This window comes from Photorhabdus africana, from assembly GCF_035181445.1.
Lineage (GTDB): Bacteria > Pseudomonadota > Gammaproteobacteria > Enterobacterales > Enterobacteriaceae > Photorhabdus > Photorhabdus laumondii.
Genome location: NZ_JAXBVE010000017.1, coordinates 41462 through 56478, shown reverse-complemented (window position 1 = coordinate 56478; position 15017 = coordinate 41462). Strand labels below are relative to the sequence as shown.

Sequence of the window (15017 nt, the reverse complement as noted above, 5' to 3'; positions counted from 1 at the left end):
AAAACGTGGCATCAGACGCGTTTTTCCACTAAGCGCGTTGTTTACTCATTGTTTTTTCTAACACCAGGCTTTGAAGCGTTTGATATTTTTCAATAATAGCGACCAACTAAGGTAAGGATAGCAAGGGAAAACAAAAATAATGGTCAAGTCTCAACCGGCACTGAGATACATTACGCGGCTGATACCCGCTCTGTTCGTAGCGATCACCTTATCCGCGTGCAGCTCACCAGATTCATCAAGGTTTCGTAACACACAAACTGATACGCATGCAGTAAACAGTAAGAACGGCTTCTTACTTCAAGCGTCTCAGGATGAATTCGAAGCGCTCGTTCGTAATCTGGACATAAAATCCAAAATTCTTAGTCAATACAATGGCTGGAAAGGGGTTGCCTATCGACTCGGTGGTGATACTAAACGCGGTATAGATTGTTCTGGCTTTGTTCAACGCACTTTCCGTGACCAATTTGGTATGGAACTGCCACGTTCAACATTTGAACAACAAAATATTGGCAAAAAAATCGACCGTTCAAGATTACGCCCTGGCGATTTAGTTCTATTTAGGACAGGTGCCCGTACCAGGCATATTGGTATCTATGTTGGCAATGATCAATTCGTTCATGCCTCTACTAGCAATGGTGTAATCGTTTCCAGGTTAAGCAGTACATACTGGAGCAAACGTTATTATGGCGGTCGCCGAGTCATCAGCAATAGTATGACACCTAACGGTTAAAAATTTTTCCCTTGCCCACAAAAAAGCGCTCCCATCAAAGGAAGCGCTTTTCGCATTTATACCCGTTATCTTTCAAATTACCTCTTTGTTGGCGGTACTCACTCACCCCGGTCACATCGTTATCTATGCTCCCGGGGATTCGCTCCCTTGCCGTCGCGATGCATCTTGAAATCCATAGGGTATATATCAAAATGGATAAAGTGCTGTTATCTTTTCAGCAATGGCAGCGCCAAGTGTCTTCAAACGACACATAACCGCACTTTCATCTTCACTATTAATAAATAAGCACGGCTGACCTTCCAATTCAATCACAGTGCTTCCAATTTGCATATCAGCTAGTGATTGCTGTAATTTTTGCATAACATTCCACGCAGCCCCGCTTTCGTGGCTGAGTAGCTTCAACCCCATCAGGCTGCTTTCTGCATTCACTTCATCAACCGGAAGCGGCTCAACTTTGATACCCACAAAACCGGGTGACCACCTATAACTTTGCGGCAGCCGATGTACTACCGAAAGCTGAATATTATTCACGAATCATTCCTACCTGAAAAAACATAGATACAAAAGTTAAAGTTAGAGGCTATCTTCAGGTGTTCTACTCGCCAAAACCGAATAACTAGCCCCCAAAAAAGTAAACGAAAAGTTAAATTTGTGTTTATAGTATTACATTAATTCCAAATTTCACCTTAGAAAAAGTGGGATCAATCTCTCATTTCTCATATATTTATACTTTTTTTAAAGAAAACTCAACTAATTTTTATGCAAAAACCCAACTTTATGTTTAATGATTGTTTACATATTTTATTTTTTCAACTCAACACTTTAACATAAAAATCAAATAAGAACTGTAAAAACAAATAGATAACAATGTGTTTTATAAGGTATAATTAATGACAACCTAATGATAACGCCATTTAATATTTTTTAATTTAACAAAAATACAACAATGACGTATAATCACTATCAATGCATTAGTAACCATTTATTCACATCGCAAAACCTTTCGGAATTTCCTTACAGTAAAAAGTTATCTTCTCAACTCAACAGGAATATAAAAATCAACAAATTGCCGTCACGATGTATCTTGAAATCCATAGAGTATATTATGCATAACCAATTGTTCAATTTCCCTGAATATTCATAAAAAATATTCTTTTTACTAACATTATCATTTTTAATAATAATGTTAGTGATACAGAAAATGCAGCCAATACCACAAAGCTATTAAAACCTCATTACTTAATGGCAACTCTTAGAATAACAAAAAATAGCACAATTTTCTGTTCTAACTGGTTATTTTTAATAAAAAACATTAAACCTTACCTCTGTCAATCAAGAATATATCAACGAAAGTAGATATATATTTTAGAATAAAAAAACTCCTCAACAATCTCACATAAAATTATAACCAGACAACATCATCAAAAATATTTTTCGCTTACCCTAATTTTCTTTTTAAGAAAAGGCTGCACATGAAAACAGCCTTCTGTGTTTTATTTACCGCCTCTTTTTTGCATATATAATAAGCAACACAGCCAAAATAACAGATAAAACCATAGAACCAACCATTGGCCAGGCATTACGTGCAGGTAACATGGCAAGTAATATACCAACCAAGGCACTGATACCAAAACGAACTGTACCTGCCAATGAAGACACCGTTCCGGCCATATGTGGATAATCATCTAAGACCACGGCCATGACATTGGATGTAATCATTGCAATACCACATACATAAGCTGCAACACCAATGACCAGAGCAGTAAAGCCAAAATCGAGGGCGGTAGACAGTAACAACCAGATCCCCATCATAAATTGCACACTCAAACCAAAATACATCATCTTCAACGCACCAAAGCGCCGGACATAACGGCTATTTATTGTCGTCATCACAAACAGAAATACGATGTTAAGCGCAAAGTAATAACCAAAGTGCTGAGGCGAAACACCATTCAACTCAATATAAACAAATGGCCCTGCACTGAGAAAAGAGAACATTCCCGCAAATGAAAAACCGCTAGCAAGCATGTAGCAAAATACACGACGCTGGCGAAATAACATAATAAACTGGCTTACGGTTGTACGAAGATGAAATTTTTGTCTTTTTTCTTTTGGCAAAGTCTCCCTTATAAAGAAAGCGACAAGAAATACAGCAATAACAGAAGTCGCCGCAATACTCCAGAAAATCGCATGCCATGTGAACCAAATCATTATCATGCCACCAAGAATTGGAGCAATTAATGGGGCAATGGTCATTACCAATATCACAAAAGACATGCTACGCGAAAATTCATCTTTGGTGAACAGATCTCGCATTAGCGCATTAATGACAACACCCGCTGCGGCGGCGGAGAATCCATGCAAAAAGCGCATATAAATAAAATCATCGATATTCTGAACCATCGCACACGCAGCTGAAGCTAGGGCAAATACAGTAACCCCACCCAGAATAACCGGCTTACGCCCCAAACTGTCAGCCATTGGACCATATACCATCTGACCGATAGCAAAACCGAGAATATAACTGCTCAGCGTCATCTGAACCTGTCCGCTATCTACCCCGAAATCCTCGGCAACAGTCGGCAAACTCGGTAAATACATATCAATGGCAAGGGGCATTAACATAGAAAGTAGCCCAAGGATTAAAATCAGTCCCAAATAGGGTGATCGTTGTTGCACGTATATTGCTCCAATAATTTAAAATAATTAACTAAAACTAGGATTAAGGAAGAGTGACACTGGCAATTTCTTGCTCAGTTAAGGATCGGTACTCGCCTGGCTCCAGTTCAGGAGCTAAGATGATTTCACCGATTCGCTCACGATGAAGCGCGGTTACCCGATTACCTACCGCTGCAAACATGCGTTTTACCTGATGGTAACGCCCTTCACTAATCGTCAGACGGGCTACTTGAGGTTCCAGAATTTCTAGCTGGGCGGGTTTTGTCACTGTTTTTTCACCATTAAGTTGCACACCTGCAAGAAATTTATCTGCCGTCTCTGCTGCAATCGGACATTCAAGTGTGACTAGATAGGTTTTTTTACAATGATGTTTCGGGGAAGTAATACGATGAGACCATTGGCCATCATCAGTTAGCAAAACCAGACCGGTGGTATCCATATCCAACCTACCCGCCGTATGTAATTTATGCGCTGCCGGCTCATCAATAAAATAGAGCACCGTTGGATTTATCGGATCATCGGTGGAACAGACATACCCCTGTGGTTTATTTAGCATAAAATAACGAGGCCCTTGCTGCTGTTCCAATAATGAACCATCAAACATGACCTGTTGCTCTGGAGTTAATTTATAAGCTCCGGTTTTTACAATCTCATCATCAACAGTGATACGCCCCGCACGCAACTCGCGCCCTACGTCATTCCGACTGATACCAAGCTGTTGTGACAAAAATTTATCCAATCGCATGGATGAAGACACCTGTATTAATTAATTTAAAAATGAACGTGATCCACTCCTATTTTGGCACTACCTCGGCACTACAACACAGAGCCACCAAAAAAGAAGATATGAAATGAGTCCAAAAGATTTCAAAGCTAATCATAACTATGTTTACTATAAACAACAATTATCTATTTATTATAACCAGTCATAGTTTCACGCAATCAGATAATTATCTGACTTTGACCTCCGTCCACAGAAAATTGATAAGAAAAATGTTACTCTTTTGCGAATATTTTTCGGGTGCGGAACGATTATGACTTTTACTTTACGTCCCTATCAGCAAGAAGCCGTGGATGCCACCATTAATCATTTCCGGCACCATCATGAGCCCGCGGTCATTGTGTTACCAACTGGAGCAGGTAAAAGCCTGGTTATTGCTGAACTGGCAAAATTAGCTCGTGGGAGAGTATTAGTATTGGCTCATGTAAAAGAATTAGTTGCACAGAATTACAGCAAATACTGCGCATACGGTTTACCAGCAGATATTTTTTCCGCCGGATTGCAGCAAAAACAAAGTGCAGGAAAAGTCGTGTTTGGTAGTGTGCAATCTGTTACCCGTAATCTTGAGCATTTTGATAATCAATTCTCTTTGCTAATAATTGATGAATGCCACCGTATCAGTGATGATGAAAACAGCCAGTACCAGCAAATCATTCATCACCTTTGGCAAAATAACCCACAACTACGTATTCTTGGCTTAACAGCAACACCTTACAGACTGGCTATCGGCTGGATATATCAATATCACTATCACGGCATGATCCGTGGTGATGAAAGCTGTTTTTTCCGTGATTGCATCTATGAATTGCCCCTACGTTATATGATTAAACACGGTTTCCTCGTCCCACCAAAACGGCTAGATATGCCCGTTATGCAATATGATTTCAGCCAAGTTCGCTCCAGTCAGCAAGGCATCTTCAATGAAACTGATTTAAACCACGAAATCAAACGACAAAAACGCATCACACCTCATATTATCAGACAAATCATTGAATATTCCGCTGACCGCAAAGGCATTATGCTTTTTGCTGCCACTGTCGAACATGCCAAAGAAATTTTTCAATTACTCCCTTCCAGCCAAGCCGCATTGGTCAGTGCTGATACATCAACCGCTGATCGTGATCTGTTTATCGAAGCCTTTAAAACTCAGCAATTGCGCTATATGGTTAACGTCGCCGTATTGACAACCGGATTTGACGCTCCCCATGTTGATCTGATTGCCATTCTGCGTCCTACTGAATCCGTCAGTCTATATCAGCAAATTATCGGTCGTGGTTTACGATTATTTGCTGGCAAAAAAGATTGCCTGATTCTCGATTATGCAGGAAATCCTCACGATCTCTACACACCAGAAGTTGGCAGCAATAAACCGGATAAACAGAGCCAACCGATTCAAGTATTCTGCCCTATCTGCAACTTTGCCAATATATTTTGGGGAAAATGTACCTCCGACGGTGAAATTATTGAGCATTTTGGCCGCCGCTGTCAGGGCTGGGAAAACGATCAATACGGGAAACGCCATCAATGTGAGTTCCGCTTTCGTTTTAAACTCTGCCCTCATTGCAATGCAGAAAATGACATTGCAGCGCGGCGTTGCCACAGTTGCCAAGAGGTGCTGGTTGATCCCGACGATATGTTGAAAGCCGCATTGAAGCTCAAAGATGCACTGGTACTACGTTGTGGTGGCATGCAACTCATCCCTGAAACTGACAGTAAAGGCGAATGGCTGAAAATCATCTATTACGATGAAGATGGTGCTGATGTTTCGGAACGCTTTCGGCTTACAACACCGGCCCAACGACTAGCCTTTGAGCACCAATTTCTTCGTCAGCACCAACGTGCCCCGGCTATACCTTTTAACTGGAAAACTGCCTCAGATATCGTTCACCAGCAACCTTTATTACGCCATCCAGATTTTGTTGTCGCCCGTAAAAAAGGTCGATTCTGGCAGATTCGTGAAAAAATCTTTGATTACCAAGGACGTTTCCGACGAGCGGACGAATTGTACTAATAGGTTCAGATTGACCTATTCCATTTGCTGTAACCGCCATTTTTCGCTAGAATGCCGCCCGCTTGACACTAGCTCTATGTTAAATGTTAAGCCAAATCTCGAACCTGCTGCTGGGTCGCCTGTAGCAGGATTTATTTTCTTCTTAAAGAGAAAAAATAATGTTTACTATTAATGCAGAAGTACGTAAAGAGCAGGGCAAAGGTGCGAGCCGCCGCCTGCGTAGAGCTAACAAGTTTCCAGCTATCGTATACGGTGGCAACCAAGAGCCAGTTTCAATTGAGCTGGATCACGATCAGGTTATCAACATGGAACACAAAGCTGAATTTTATAGCGACGTTCTGACCCTGGTTATCGATGGTAAAGAGACTAAAGTTAAAGTGCAGGCTGTACAACGCCATCCGTTTAAACCAAAACTGGCACACATTGACTTCCTGCGTGCTTAATTAGCCACAGCCGAGCTTTTCGGGACGCCGAGTAAATAACGCCGCATTTGCGGCGTTATTTATTTTTTAGCCTCAATGACCACTGCTACGGCGCTGTAACTGGTCACGTAAATTTGGTGGCGTGCCTTTAATGGTTAAAGTATCCGTTGCCGGATCCCAGAAAATTCTTTCACCAAATAACATCGCATCAAAATTGATTGTTAATCCGCCGCCACTGCCGGCAAATTTAGTCAACTGACGCAACGTACTGCGATCAGCCGGGAAACTCTCTTCCAGTTCATATTCCTGCTCTTGAGAAAACTGCTGAAAATTCTGCTCTCCAAATGTAGGTAATGCCTGAGACAACGCCTTAATTTCAATTTCCTCTCCCGCCTGCAATTGTTCATTACAATAGCTGTATACTTGCTGACGATACGCTTGACGCTCATTCTTATTAAGCTCACCAGATTCACAATAATCATCAACGGCTTGTAGCAAGCCTTTATTCTGAACTTTAGCATTCATACCTTCACTAGCAGCGAGAAAGTCCATAAAGAAATCTGAAACTTTACGCCCTACTCGCCCTTTCAGGAATGTTAAATAACGGCTTGATTCAGGATTAGTTTCCCACTCCGTCAAATCTATACGAGCAACAATATCTGCATGAGGAATATCCAGATAATGCGTAGTATTTAAATCCAAATTATCGTTAACAGACATACTGTTACAGCTATTAAGCACAGCAATCAATAAATACTCTACCGCCAGATAGCGATACTGACAAAACAGGACCGTCCCTCCCTCAGCAAACGGATATTTCGCCAGTTCATCCCTCAAACGTGCCGTTGCTGCACGGCTGAACCCAAGAAAATCGTCATCACCTTTACGCTGATGTCTGAGTGCTTCTGCCAATTCACTCTCTTCATTAAATAAGCCGTAAGCTTTACTTTTTGCGCTGTATACTCGGTGTAATTCAGCCATCATATCTTCCACCACTTGATCGGTGGCGAGCAAAGAATCACGCAACACAACATCTAATGTCTGTTCATCACGCTTGATTAATTGATGCAAGGCAATCTGGTCTATTTGCAGACTCATTCTTTCTACTCCTTTCGGCTGACTTCATGCATTTTTAAACACGCATTCAAACACCGATAACAAACGACTGCAATAAAAAACCCCCAAAAGAAAATAACGTTTCATCATCTGCCATCAACTATAATTTGCTGACAGATATCAAAAAATTGCCAAAAATAGGCTATTACTGCAACATAATCTTAACCGTGAATTAATTTGCCACAAAAGAGCAGAAAATCACGCATCTATACGGTAAGATAATGTGCTTTGTTAGTTCAGGAAGTTTAAATCTATGCCACAGTCATCTCGTTACAGTGACGAACACGTTGAACGTTTATTAACAGAACTCGTCAGTGTTCTGGAAAGAAACCGTACCCCGACAGACCTTTCTCTAATGGTACTGGGCAATATGGTGACAAATTTAATCAATACGAGTATATCGCCTGCACAGCGCAGACATATTGCTGACTCGTTTGCACATGCGCTTAAATCTTCGGTAAACGAAGATAAAGCCCATTAATTCTTTAACTAAGACTACAACGTAAACAAAATATGGTGACTAGCCGTCAGCGTTATCGTGAAAAAGTTTCCCAAATGATTAGCTGGGGGCATTGGTTTGCCCTATTTAATATTCTGCTTAGTCTTGGATTAGGTAGCCGTTACCTGTTTGTTTCTGACTGGCCGAGCTCACTGTTCGGCCGAGTCTATGCTTTGTCCAGTTGGCTTGGGCACTTTAGTTTTATTGTTTTTGCCGCTTATTTGCTGGTTCTGTTTCCACTGACATTTATTGCCATGTCGCAGCGCCTGCTCAGGTTTCTTTCAGCCATTTTCGCCACAGCCGGGCTGACGCTGTTAATATTCGATATTGCCATATACAACCGTTTCCACCTTCACCTTACACCTTTAGTTTGGGATTTAGTCATCAATCCTGATCAAGGGGAACTGGCGCGAGAATGGCAACTTATGTTCATCTGTATTCCAGTCATTTTTCTGATACAGATGTTATTTGGTACCTGGAGTTGGCAGAAACTACGCAGCCTGAATCGGCAACGGTTTGGTAAGCCGCTGGCTGCTGTCCTTATTTCGGCTTTTTTAGCTTCCCATTTGATGTATATCTGGGCTGATGCTAACTTTTATCGCCCGATTACCATGCAACGTTCTAACCTTCCGCTCTCCTATCCAATGACAGCGCGTAAATTTCTTGAAAAACATGGTCTGCTGGATCAACAAGAATATCAGCGCCGCCTTATGCAACAGGGTGATCCTGCTGCACTGACAGTGGAATATCCACTTAACGATCTGACTTATCAGGATAAAGGACGCGGATACAACCTGTTAATACTGGTAGTGGATAAACTGGATAATAGAGATATTACCGAGAATATGCCTGTACTCTCTCATTTCAGAGAAACAAACATTCGGTTCAATCAGCATTTCAGTACCGGGATTCAAAATGATACCGCTCTATTCGGATTGTTTTATGGCATTTCTTCTGGTTATCTGGATGGAATACTGGCTGGACGTAAATCATCAGCCCTGATTAATGCACTGACCCATCAGGGATATCAATTTGGCCTATTCTCTTCTGTAGGGTTTGGTACTCCGCTTTATCGTCATGCATTACTTTCCGACTATTCACTGCCCACTGAGGTCAACCAAAGCAACCAACTCACGGTAGAACAATGGCAGCAATGGCTAAATTTACCCAATACTCACGCTCCGTGGTTCTCCTTCTTGAGGCTAAGTGGCTTAGATAAAGCAGATTCAGTAGGTAATGCTGCGGCTCTGGATGGTCCGATTAATACCGTACTAGAGACACTAAAAAACAAAAATGCATTGAACAATACTGTCATTGTTATTACCGCTGAACATAGTGAAATCGCCGCTACACATCCCCCTAGATGGATAAACAATGGCAGATTTAATCGTGCTCAGATGCATGTTCCGCTGCTAATTCATTGGCCAGGAACACCATCACAGACAATTAGTAAACTGACAAGTCATCAGGATGTCATGACAACATTAATGCAACGTTTGTTGCATGTCAGCAATACGCCTGCTGATTATTCTCAAGGCCAAGATCTATTTTCAGCACAACGTGATAATCCGTGGGTGATTACCGGTGATGATGGTTCCTTGATCATTACAACCAGCGAAAATACCTTGTTCTTGGATAAAAATGGTGACTATCACCTATATGACCTGGAAGGCAACGAAATCAAAGATGCTAAACCCAATCTGGCACAACTGTTACAGATACTAACCGAGGTTAAACATTTTATAGCCAACTAAATGCTTAAAAATCAATCGGTCACAAAATTCAGTACTTGCTTTTAGATAAAAAATCAGTACTATAATACGAATTATCGGCATGTAGCGCAGCTTGGTAGCGCACCGTCATGGGGTGTCGGGGGTCGTAGGTTCAAATCCTATCATGCCGACCAAATTTCCCCAGAAAAACCAACCTGTTAGGGTTGGTTTTTTTATGGCTGAGGGTTTGGTTGGTGTAAAACTCCGCTTGCCCAACTTCATTCATTTGGGCATCTGCGGCCACTTAGTACTACAGCCGTACTTACTTCTCTCAATAGAAAAGACACTCATAGAAAAGCTTAATTCATGCGGTTTCTCAGAGTTATGAGTATCAAGGAAAATGCAACTTTCTGGTATCTACGGCTGTAGTATTAGAGCCTATCTCAATAGGCGTAATTGTTGCAGGCCGTTCTTATCAATGAACAGTGAACACGGACAGCGCGGAAAAACCGGAGCGTACACGTAGTACGTGAGGATTTTGAGCACTGCCCAGGTTCGCTCTTTATGGCAAAGAAGGGCAAATAAAATAGCCCTATTGGGATAGGCAGTTAATATCAGACGCTTGTAAAATATTTACACAAGTGAGTAATACTCTGTATTTTTTCCAATCCAGCAAAGCGGCTTTTTCTGCTTCGGTAGCCATTTTAAGGTCAACCAAGTCTTGCAGCAATGAGAGCGTTTCATTTGTGACCTCGTCTTTAAAATACAAAAAAACCGCAATTAAGCAGCTAGGATTGGTAGGATAAAACTTAGATTTACTTATTCTGATGAGTTTTCAGCGTGCACTTGTTCAGCGCTAACCATGCCCTTGCATAATGAATGAAACTCTTTGGTACTGATACCAGCTTGTTTCGCCATTGATTTTATCAAGTCTCTGGAAAACGGCGCATGGTGTTTATCGACAGTGACTAGCCATTTCCCGCCCTCAGTTTTCTTGACCCATTGCTCATGAGAAGTCCCCCTTTTAGGTTTCATCTCAAAACCAAGAGCAGTAAGCCCTTTAATGACTTCGGCGTATTTCAACGGCGTTAATTTCTTAAAAAACATAACACCACCCTACATCAAGCGGGTTCACACTGTTCATTAAAAACTTTAGCTAGGCCACTGTCTTTTCTGTTCATGAAAATTCGAAGGGCAATTCGCCAATATTTAAACCACATAGATAGCGGTGCTTTTCGGCTTAACATCTGTTTTTCGTACTGAGGTTCTGATTTCACCTCACTGAGGTAATCTTCAATCTGGGCTTCGAGTTTATTTACTGCTTCATCTATATTGTCACCCTGTGCAGCCAAAGAAAGATCCAAACAGGCAGCTACATACATCCCATCTTGACGATAAGCCATGCAACGTAATCTCATTTCTCTTCTCCTCTGTATCGGGCAACTAGATCTATACAGACCGTATAGAAATGATTGTAATACGTTTAATATTGACTAAGCAAGTTCGGAATGTAATCCATCCCTGGCTTAGGGTTAGAACGGTAGATTTCCAAATCTTAAGCTGTTTAATACTCGCCAGTCACTACCGGTAAACGATGCGCACTCAATATGCGCCGTTTCTCTTTCCAGTAATCGCCGGACTATGTTCATGTTTCGTGGATATTCATGTGACATTGAATAATATTTACCTTCAAGCCTATGTTCCGCAGCTCTCAGAATGGGATAAACATCAGATATTGAACTAATCATCTCGACAGCATCTCGCCATAACCAGCAAAGACTACACAGCTCATCATCAGTGAATTGTTGTTTATATTGTTTAATTTCAAGTGCTGGTAACTCGGCTTTACCAATAGATTCATCTTCGAGCACAAGCTTATGAACATACTCGATAGCTTCAGTGATTTTATCCATTGGCAGTTGATCAATATGAGATATATTAAAACGTTGATGGATGAAACTGTATGCTTCTGAACACATCATCCCACGTTTACCAACAAGCATATTTACAGCATCACGTAATAGAGTGTGTTCATCAGTTATGATTTTAGGAGAGTGATAATTCCCTACTTTCCTAATTGATGGCAAAACTTCATTTGTGACCCACTTACGGAAACGGTGAGGAATAGAGCCTTGCTTAATTGCATCACGACAACGAAGTACTAAAGTATACATTCCAGATTCACTGACAATATTAATATCCCCCTGACGCCCTATATTAAACATAGACCGCTCATCATCATCCAATCTCCCAATGGCTTGCGTGATGCTTCGAATTTCCAGAGTAGAGCAAACATCATGAGCAACAAACCACGGCTCACCATCTTTATTGATAACGTGGATTTCATGAGACCCGAATTTGAATATAGTGAAATTACTCTCAGAATTAATTTTAACTAATGTGCTCATGTAATCACCTCGCTAGCGTCTTGATATTTTCAGTCACAAGAATTTGCTCACAAATGCTCTTTGAACCATTACCTTTGACAACAACTATAATTTTACGTTCAAGTAAATCTTGCTGAAGTTTACCTTGATAACCAATCCAATTCTTTATTACCCGATGGACGATAGAGCCACTTCTTAGCTATTGTCCAGCAAAATACCTGCGTGATTACTTCCAAATTATTTAGCCGCTTCAATTCGTTGAGTTTCAAGCATTATCGGTGTGTGGTGATGTCCAGTAACCGCGTACATAATGGTTCCGGTTACTTTCACGCGGTGTCCGATAAGGCTTCGATACACTGTATAAAATTCCTCCTGAACCACCAATTGCATCAGACTACGATCCCCCCATTCTGGTGCACCCTTGGCACATTTTATCGTCTTATCCGGTTGCAACACCCAATAAGTTTCAGGGCTATCCCCGTTTTCCACGCTTTCATAATTTGGCGGGCCGGGGTAGGTGATCCTTAATAAGGTGCCATCAAGCGTAATTTTTTGTCTTTCTTTATAGCAGTTCTCTGTTGTTTTAATCGCAGCAATTTTTTTGTACATTTCAGATGACCGTTTATACCAATCTTGAAGGCATTCAACTGCCGCGCATTTCTCGCGAAGTTCCCAATTCTGTTTTACCAGAGCCTTAAAGTCTGCATTGTTGCCTGTAGCCAGTTTGGCCTGAAGGTAATTAATATATAGGTTGTCGTCAGCTTGGGATAATGCAGGGGTCGAACAGATTAACTTTTCAGCCTTACTGGTGGCTTTTGCGCAATCAAAACTCGCGCCGAATGATAGGAATGACATACTACACAGTATTAATGCCAAAAAACCTATTAGTGTTTTCATACACTACTCCTATTGGTGATTTTTCAACATTATTTTAAATACATTAAAGTTAAAATTACAACCTATACCCGTCATCTTTCAAGTTGCTTCTTTGTTGGCTGCACTCACTCACCCCGGTCACAGAGTTATCTATGCTCCCGGGGATTCGCTCCCTTGCCGCCGCGATCCATCTTGAAATCCATAGGGTATATATTTTTTCTAACTTACAATCCTCGCCTCAGAAAAATAATGGTATTCATTGACCATGACAACCACCATAAAGCCACATTAAAAAATCCGACTCCTGTTGAGAACAAAACTAGGGCGTCAATAGCCGATTATTAACAACAACTATTATAAGAATGGCCTGTTTATTCAGGCCACTTTTATTATTTTGGTTGTTCCGGCCATTCAATATCAAGAGCCTGTGAAATATCAATCCTGTTCAGCATTACTCTATATTTTTTCCATACCAATAGAGCCGTTTCCTCTTCTTGAGTCGCAATCCCTAAATCAACAGCATCTTGTAATGGTGCTATTTGCTGGCTAGCCTCTACAATATATTGTTGCTTTTTATTTTCAATATACTGCTGCAATTCTTCTTTTGTTGGTGGAGGAATATCAGCCCATTCTGGTAAACCATTTTGGCCTGCTATACGATATTTTCCTTCTGGTACATTATTCGCAGCGTATTCTTGATAAATATCAAGACTAACCTCAATAATATCATCTGGCAATGAACCAGAAGCAATATAATTCTGTTGCAACTCTATGGGATAAAATGCGTTTGTTTTGGCACTATAATAATACATTTTTTCTTCTCCTTAATGACCAATAGAAAAAAAACAGACACTACTTACGTCATTATCGCGGTAATTTGATGAAACAGAAACATGTATCTGAGACTTATTTAATGATTTTCCATAAGCAGAAGTATCAATATTTTTGTTTGGTACTGATGAAATAGCTGTTACATGAAGCGATAATAACTCATTTGGAAATGAAATAGGTAAATTTACAATTTTTCCCTGATTATCATCAATAGGTACATTACCCCATTGATAAATCATTCCAGTATCACCACATCTCCACCATCCATTTACTGATAATATCGCTTTATTACGATCATCTTCCGTTAAAATTCTTTTTTTACCTTTAAACTTACCATCTTTGTCAAATGCGTACGTATGTATTCCAAACCCCTCTTGACCTCCAGATGTACTACCGTATTCAAACGAAATTCCTCTTGAGTGCTGAATCCCCGCACCAGGGTGAGCTACATGAATTGCCAAACCACCTAAGTCCGCCCAACCATTTGGACGCAAGAAACCTGACAATGACAAATCCCGCAGAGATTGATCGTCAGATAAATTTGCTGTCTTAGATAAAATACAACCAGATGTTTTTGTATTCGTATTTAACCGAATAAATCGATTATCAGATTCTACTTCTACTTTGATTTTTTGTTCTAATGCTTTGTTTAATTGCGTAGTAAGTTTCGCTATATTACCATCATCCAAAACATCACTGTTAGATTCTGTCGCAATAAAATCGGCTACAACAGATGATATAGTTGATGCTTGACGTAATGCCTTATTTAATATGTAATTATCAATAACCTGCTTGTCTGGAAACCCTTTCAGCAAATCCGTAGATGCTTCATAGAATGGTTGACTGGGAACATTAGCATTACTAACAATAGCAAAAGCTTTAAAATCATTTTTGGCACTCATATACATTTCCTTAAATTAAATAACATGATTTCATCATAAACATATTTAACTATCACTAAAGATGATTTCTC

At 40.5% G+C, this 15017-nt stretch carries 16 protein-coding genes and 1 tRNA gene; 6 read left to right on the top strand and 11 right to left on the bottom strand.

Going from position 1 to position 15017, the window contains the following annotated elements; translation table 11 throughout:
- Positions 1–139 precede the first annotated feature (139 nt).
- Entirely contained in the window at positions 140–730 is a 591-nt protein-coding gene (gene mepS / locus SLS51_RS11685) for a bifunctional murein DD-endopeptidase/murein LD-carboxypeptidase (RefSeq protein WP_323838480.1), read from the top strand.
- A gap of 186 nt (positions 731–916) precedes the next feature.
- On the opposite strand, the gene SLS51_RS11680 is transcribed toward mepS, so the two are convergent.
- The 3 genes from SLS51_RS11680 to rsuA all read right to left on the bottom strand — a co-directional run bounded on the left by SLS51_RS11680 (position 917) and on the right by rsuA (position 4154).
- The gene (locus SLS51_RS11680) at positions 917–1261 is read right to left on the bottom strand and encodes a YejG family protein (protein WP_323838478.1); all 345 of its coding nucleotides are present in this window, start codon (positions 1259–1261) and stop codon (positions 917–919) included.
- 966 nt (positions 1262–2227) lie between these two features.
- Positions 2228–3409, bottom strand: a complete 1182-nt coding sequence (locus SLS51_RS11675; RefSeq protein WP_439126876.1) for a Bcr/CflA family multidrug efflux MFS transporter — start codon at positions 3407–3409, stop codon at positions 2228–2230.
- A gap of 43 nt (positions 3410–3452) precedes the next feature.
- Positions 3453–4154 carry a 16S rRNA pseudouridine(516) synthase RsuA gene (rsuA, locus tag SLS51_RS11670; RefSeq protein ID WP_323838476.1) on the bottom strand — a complete coding sequence of 234 codons (702 nt, stop codon included), beginning with the start codon at positions 4152–4154 and terminating at the stop codon, positions 3453–3455.
- Positions 4155–4443: 289 nt separating this feature from the next.
- Here rsuA and radD point away from each other — a divergent pair, with 289 nt between their 5' ends.
- On the top strand, positions 4444–6201 hold the full coding sequence (gene radD, locus SLS51_RS11665) for a DNA repair helicase RadD (RefSeq protein ID WP_323838474.1): 1758 nt from the start codon (positions 4444–4446) through the stop codon (positions 6199–6201).
- A 158-nt stretch (positions 6202–6359) separates the two neighbouring features.
- Positions 6360–6644: a 50S ribosomal protein L25 gene (rplY, locus tag SLS51_RS11660; RefSeq protein WP_323838472.1), complete on the top strand. Its 285-nt coding sequence runs from the start codon at positions 6360–6362 to the stop codon at positions 6642–6644.
- Positions 6645–6716: 72 nt separating this feature from the next.
- Here the strand turns inward: rplY and yejK are convergent, their stop codons facing one another.
- The gene (gene yejK / locus SLS51_RS11655) at positions 6717–7721 is read right to left on the bottom strand and encodes a nucleoid-associated protein YejK (protein ID WP_323838470.1); all 1005 of its coding nucleotides are present in this window, start codon (positions 7719–7721) and stop codon (positions 6717–6719) included.
- 271 nt (positions 7722–7992) lie between these two features.
- Here yejK and SLS51_RS11650 point away from each other — a divergent pair, with 271 nt between their 5' ends.
- The 3 genes from SLS51_RS11650 to SLS51_RS11640 all read left to right on the top strand — a co-directional run bounded on the left by SLS51_RS11650 (position 7993) and on the right by SLS51_RS11640 (position 10144).
- On the top strand, positions 7993–8220 hold the full coding sequence (locus tag SLS51_RS11650; RefSeq protein ID WP_011147091.1) for a YejL family protein: 228 nt from the start codon (positions 7993–7995) through the stop codon (positions 8218–8220).
- 32 nt (positions 8221–8252) lie between these two features.
- The gene (gene yejM / locus SLS51_RS11645; protein WP_323838466.1) at positions 8253–9992 is read left to right on the top strand and encodes an LPS biosynthesis-modulating metalloenzyme YejM; all 1740 of its coding nucleotides are present in this window, start codon (positions 8253–8255) and stop codon (positions 9990–9992) included.
- 75 nt (positions 9993–10067) lie between these two features.
- Positions 10068–10144: transfer RNA gene (locus tag SLS51_RS11640), tRNA-Pro, on the top strand.
- A gap of 398 nt (positions 10145–10542) precedes the next feature.
- Here SLS51_RS11640 and SLS51_RS11635 read toward each other — a convergent pair.
- The 7 genes from SLS51_RS11635 to SLS51_RS11605 all read right to left on the bottom strand — a co-directional run bounded on the left by SLS51_RS11635 (position 10543) and on the right by SLS51_RS11605 (position 14946).
- Positions 10543–10719, bottom strand: coding sequence for a tail fiber assembly protein (locus SLS51_RS11635; RefSeq protein WP_323838464.1), 177 nt, complete (start codon positions 10717–10719; stop codon positions 10543–10545).
- 50 nt (positions 10720–10769) lie between these two features.
- Positions 10770–11057: a type II toxin-antitoxin system HicA family toxin gene (locus SLS51_RS11630; RefSeq protein ID WP_109791659.1), complete on the bottom strand. Its 288-nt coding sequence runs from the start codon at positions 11055–11057 to the stop codon at positions 10770–10772.
- 14 nt (positions 11058–11071) lie between these two features.
- Entirely contained in the window at positions 11072–11368 is a 297-nt protein-coding gene (locus tag SLS51_RS11625) for a type II toxin-antitoxin system HicB family antitoxin (RefSeq protein ID WP_323838461.1), read from the bottom strand.
- Between the two features lie 114 nt (positions 11369–11482).
- On the bottom strand, positions 11483–12358 hold the full coding sequence (locus tag SLS51_RS11620) for a P22AR C-terminal domain-containing protein (RefSeq protein WP_323838459.1): 876 nt from the start codon (positions 12356–12358) through the stop codon (positions 11483–11485).
- 216 nt (positions 12359–12574) lie between these two features.
- Positions 12575–13234 carry a DUF4431 domain-containing protein gene (locus SLS51_RS11615; RefSeq protein WP_323838456.1) on the bottom strand — a complete coding sequence of 220 codons (660 nt, stop codon included), beginning with the start codon at positions 13232–13234 and terminating at the stop codon, positions 12575–12577.
- A gap of 368 nt (positions 13235–13602) precedes the next feature.
- Positions 13603–14025 (bottom strand): tail fiber assembly protein, encoded by a 423-nt coding sequence (locus SLS51_RS11610; RefSeq protein WP_323838454.1) that lies wholly within the window; start codon positions 14023–14025, stop codon positions 13603–13605.
- A gap of 12 nt (positions 14026–14037) precedes the next feature.
- On the bottom strand, positions 14038–14946 hold the full coding sequence (locus SLS51_RS11605) for a gp53-like domain-containing protein (RefSeq protein WP_323838452.1): 909 nt from the start codon (positions 14944–14946) through the stop codon (positions 14038–14040).
- Positions 14947–15017: the final 71 nt, after the last annotated feature.

Bases quoted from the DNA above. Each gene is read 5' to 3' on its own strand.
- mepS (WP_323838480.1), top strand. From the start codon at position 140: ATGGTCAAGTCTCAACCGGCACTGAGATACATTACGCGGCTGATACCC.
- rsuA (WP_323838476.1), bottom strand. From the start codon at position 4,154: ATGCGATTGGATAAATTTTTGTCACAACAGCTTGGTATCAGTCGGAAT.
- radD (WP_323838474.1), top strand. From the start codon at position 4,444: ATGACTTTTACTTTACGTCCCTATCAGCAAGAAGCCGTGGATGCCACC.
- rplY (WP_323838472.1), top strand. From the start codon at position 6,360: ATGTTTACTATTAATGCAGAAGTACGTAAAGAGCAGGGCAAAGGTGCG.
- yejK (WP_323838470.1), bottom strand. From the start codon at position 7,721: ATGAGTCTGCAAATAGACCAGATTGCCTTGCATCAATTAATCAAGCGT.
- SLS51_RS11650 (WP_011147091.1), top strand. From the start codon at position 7,993: ATGCCACAGTCATCTCGTTACAGTGACGAACACGTTGAACGTTTATTA.
- yejM (WP_323838466.1), top strand. From the start codon at position 8,253: ATGGTGACTAGCCGTCAGCGTTATCGTGAAAAAGTTTCCCAAATGATT.
- SLS51_RS11630 (WP_109791659.1), bottom strand. From the start codon at position 11,057: ATGTTTTTTAAGAAATTAACGCCGTTGAAATACGCCGAAGTCATTAAA.
- SLS51_RS11625 (WP_323838461.1), bottom strand. From the start codon at position 11,368: ATGAGATTACGTTGCATGGCTTATCGTCAAGATGGGATGTATGTAGCT.
- SLS51_RS11620 (WP_323838459.1), bottom strand. From the start codon at position 12,358: ATGAGCACATTAGTTAAAATTAATTCTGAGAGTAATTTCACTATATTC.
- SLS51_RS11615 (WP_323838456.1), bottom strand. From the start codon at position 13,234: ATGAAAACACTAATAGGTTTTTTGGCATTAATACTGTGTAGTATGTCA.
- SLS51_RS11610 (WP_323838454.1), bottom strand. From the start codon at position 14,025: ATGTATTATTATAGTGCCAAAACAAACGCATTTTATCCCATAGAGTTG.
- SLS51_RS11605 (WP_323838452.1), bottom strand. From the start codon at position 14,946: ATGAGTGCCAAAAATGATTTTAAAGCTTTTGCTATTGTTAGTAATGCT.